At 76.8% G+C, this 3,153-nt stretch carries 4 protein-coding genes; 1 reads left to right on the top strand and 3 read right to left on the bottom strand.

What is annotated here, in order from left to right; genetic code table 11:
• The coding region (locus EAO77_RS41620; RefSeq protein WP_147992691.1) for a UBP-type zinc finger domain-containing protein at window positions 1–222 on the bottom strand (222 nt) is incomplete at its 3' end.
• On the opposite strand from EAO77_RS41620, the gene EAO77_RS37235 reads away from it, so the two are divergent.
• Window positions 148–444 (top strand): UBP-type zinc finger domain-containing protein, encoded by a 297-nt coding sequence (locus tag EAO77_RS37235; RefSeq protein ID WP_147992690.1) that lies wholly within the window; start codon window positions 148–150, stop codon window positions 442–444. The two genes, EAO77_RS41620 and EAO77_RS37235, sit on opposite strands and share 75 nt — an antisense overlap.
• A gap of 44 nt (window positions 445–488) precedes the next feature.
• Here EAO77_RS37235 and EAO77_RS37230 read toward each other — a convergent pair whose 3' ends face one another.
• Complete coding sequence (locus tag EAO77_RS37230; RefSeq protein WP_147992689.1) at window positions 489–2,264, bottom strand: serine/threonine-protein kinase; 1,776 nt, start codon at window positions 2,262–2,264, stop codon at window positions 489–491.
• A 255-nt stretch (window positions 2,265–2,519) separates the two neighbouring features.
• Window positions 2,520–3,153 (bottom strand): NUDIX domain-containing protein (locus EAO77_RS37225; protein WP_261994335.1); only part of this gene is annotated, 634 nt, incomplete at its 5' end.

Here is a 3,153-nt window from a genome sequence, read left to right as displayed (position 1 = left end):
GGCGACCGGGTGTCCGCTCGCCTCGTGGTGGGCGTACGCGTGCCGGCCGCGGGAGCTGTCGCAGCATCCGACGTGACCGCATGTGGCGCACTGGCGCAGGCGCACCCGGAGCCCCGGGCCGGGTGCGCAGTCCTCGCACTCGGGGCGATGCGGGGGCTCCGGCTGCACGACGGCCGCCGGTGCGGACACGCGGCGGACGTCGTGCAGCCGGAGCCCCCGCATCGCCCCGAGTGCGAGGACTGCGCACCCGGAGCCCCGGGCCGGGTGCGCCTGCGCCAGTGCGCCACATGCGGTCACGTCGGATGCTGCGACAGCTCCCGCGGCCGGCACGCGTACGCCCACCACGAGGCGAGCGGACACCCGGTCGCCGTCTCGCTGGCGCCCGACGAGGCATGGGCCTGGTGCTACGCCGACGAGACGTTCCTCGTGCGCGAGAGCGGCTGAAGGGGCCCCACGGCCGGTACGGGCGCGCGCGGCCCGCGCGCCGGTCACGACTTCCGCACGTAGTGCGCCGGTTCGGCGTCGACGGCCATGCTGTAGAGCAGCAGCTCGTCGCCGGCGACGGTCAGGAAGACGGCGTCGTGCTGACGGCAGTCCCCGCCCGACTCCGCGGTGTACGTCCCGGGGCCGAGCGCCAGCACCGGGGACACGGCGCCGACGACGTAGCTGCTCTCGCAGACCTGCTCCGTGCCGCCCTCCATGCCGGCCTCGTCCGCGATCCGCACCAGGCGGCCCCCGGCCGGTCCCTGGGCGATCCGCACCATGCCCTGCTGTCGGTACAGCTCGTTGGCGGGCACCCAGACGCCGACGTACTCGTCCGGGACGGCCTGCGGACCGCCGGTGGACCGGTGCAGATCGGCGGTCAGTCCGCCGGACTCCCAGGTCAGGATCGAGGGGGAGCGCACCGTGAGGGTCTGCCGTGCCTGAGGACCGCACCGCCCCTGCGGCATCTGGACGGTGAGCCTGCTCCCGGCGACCACCAGCGTGTCGGCGTCGGCGGAGACCAGGGCGCCGCGGCCGCCGCACTGCTGCTCGCCGCCGGTGTCGATGTACGAGGCGACCGGGTCGCCCGGGCCGCCCTGCGTGATCTCCAGCCGCAGCACCCGCTTCGGCATCTCGACGTCGCCCTCGACCACGCCCTCCCAGGCACCGGTGAAGGCATCGGGCACGCTGCGCGCGGCGCTCTGCGACGCACCCGGCGCGCCGCTCCCGGCCGGGTCCTTCCCGCCGTCGCCGCGCAGGGCCAGCGCCGTGCCCGCGGCCGTCGCCGCGAGCGCCACCACCGCGGCGACGGCGGGCCGCCACCGCCGTGCGGACCGCACCGGGTCCTCGGGCACGACCCGGGGCGCCGGCGCCGGGTCCTGCGACGGCGTCCCCTCGGTGAGCACCCGGGCCGCCAGCCGGCCGAGCTCCGCCAGCAGCTCCGCCGGCAGCCACGGCTCGGCCGCGTCGGTGCGGATGCGGGCGGCGACCTGCTCGGCCGTGGGCCGCAGCGCCGGGTCCTTGGCGAGACACGCGGTGACCAGACCCGTCAGCGAGTGGGGGACCCCGGTGAGGTCCGGCTCCTCCTCGGCGATGCGGAACATCAGCGCGTGCAGCCCCAGTTCGGCGGAGCCGAACGGCAGCCGCCCCGTCGCCGCGTACACCAGCACCGAGCCGAGGCCGAACATGTCCGCGGCGGGCGTCACCCGCAGACCGCGCACCTGCTCCGGAGACATGAAGGCGGGCGAGCCGAGCACGACCCCGGTGGAGGTGCGCAGACCGCCGGCCACCGTGTCCAGCGCCCTGGCGATGCCGAAGTCGATCACCCGAGGGCCGTCGACGGTCAGCAGGATGTTCGACGGCTTGAGGTCGCGGTGCACCAGCCCCGCCCCGTGGATGGCGCGCAGCGCCCGGGCGAGGCGTCCCGTCAGGGAGTGCAGGGTGGCCTCGGGCAGCGGCCCGTACCCCGCCCCGACGACCTGGTGCAGCGAGGGCCCCGGCACGTACTCGGTGGCCACCCAGGGCGCGGTGGCCTCGGTGTCGGCGCCCAGCACCGGCGCCGTCCACTCGCCGCCCACCCGGTGCAGCGCGGCGACCTCCTGGCGGAACCGCGCCCGGAACTCCGGATCCTCGGCCAGCGAGGCCCGCACCACCTTCACCGCCGCGGGCCGCCCGTCGGCTCGGCGTCCCAGGAAGACCTGGCCCATTCCGCCGGCGCCCAGCCGGCCGACCAGGGTGAAGTCCCCCATCCGCCGCGGATCCTCCGCCTCCAGGACGTGCATGTGTGCCCCGCTTCCCCCGTGTGCCGGCGCGCCTGCGCCGACCCGCTCCGCGCGGCGGTGACGTTACCGGTTCGGCCCGGTGCTGTCCCGCGCCGGAGGCCCGGCCCCGCCGGCGCCGGGCGGACCGTGCGGGCGCCGGGCGGACCGTGCGGGCGCCGGGCGGACCGTGCGGTGCAGCAGGAGACCGGCCCCGCGCCGGGCGGAGAGGCTCGGGACCGGCTCCCGCGGGTGCCCGGCGGGCGCGTTCGGCGTGACTCAGCCGTCCCAGTCCCAGGTGTCGAAGTACGCGGGCACCCCCGTCCGCCGGGCGTGCAGGACGGCGCGGAGCCGGGCGAAGTCCCGGGCGGGCATCAGCGGCCGCCAGTCGTCCAGCGGCAGGACGCGCGCCTCGTCGTGCTCGCTCGGGTCGAGGGCGATGCCCGCGATCTGACGGCGGGTGAGCCGACCGCCGTCGAAGACGAACCCGGTGGTCGCCAGCGGCCAGCCGGTGCCCGGCAGGCCGAACACGGCGGCCAGCAACCGCGGGGGGCCGGGCATCCGGATGCCCGTCTCCTCCAACGTCTCGCGGACGGCCGTCTCCCACGGCCGCTCACCCGGGTCCGCCGTCCCGCCCGGCCACTGCCACGGGTGATGGCCGGCCCCGTAGACGGCACGCAGATGCAGCGGCCGGTCGTCCTCGTCGGTGAAGAACAGCGCACCGAATACGGACGCCTTCGGCAGTGTCGCCGCGTACTCCTCGGGCGGAAGCCAGCCCTCCCGGACCGGTCCTGCGGCAGTCGGGGTGCCGTCTACGCGGCCGGGATGTGGCACGCCCCGTCCGGTCATGTCGACGGCGCCCACGAGGACGTCGTGACCGCCGTCGTGCGCGAGACGCTGGAGGAGACGAGAC

The organism is Streptomyces sp. T39 (assembly GCF_008042045.1).
Classification (GTDB): domain Bacteria; phylum Actinomycetota; class Actinomycetes; order Streptomycetales; family Streptomycetaceae; genus Streptomyces.
This window is presented reverse-complemented; position numbering and strand designations above follow the sequence as displayed.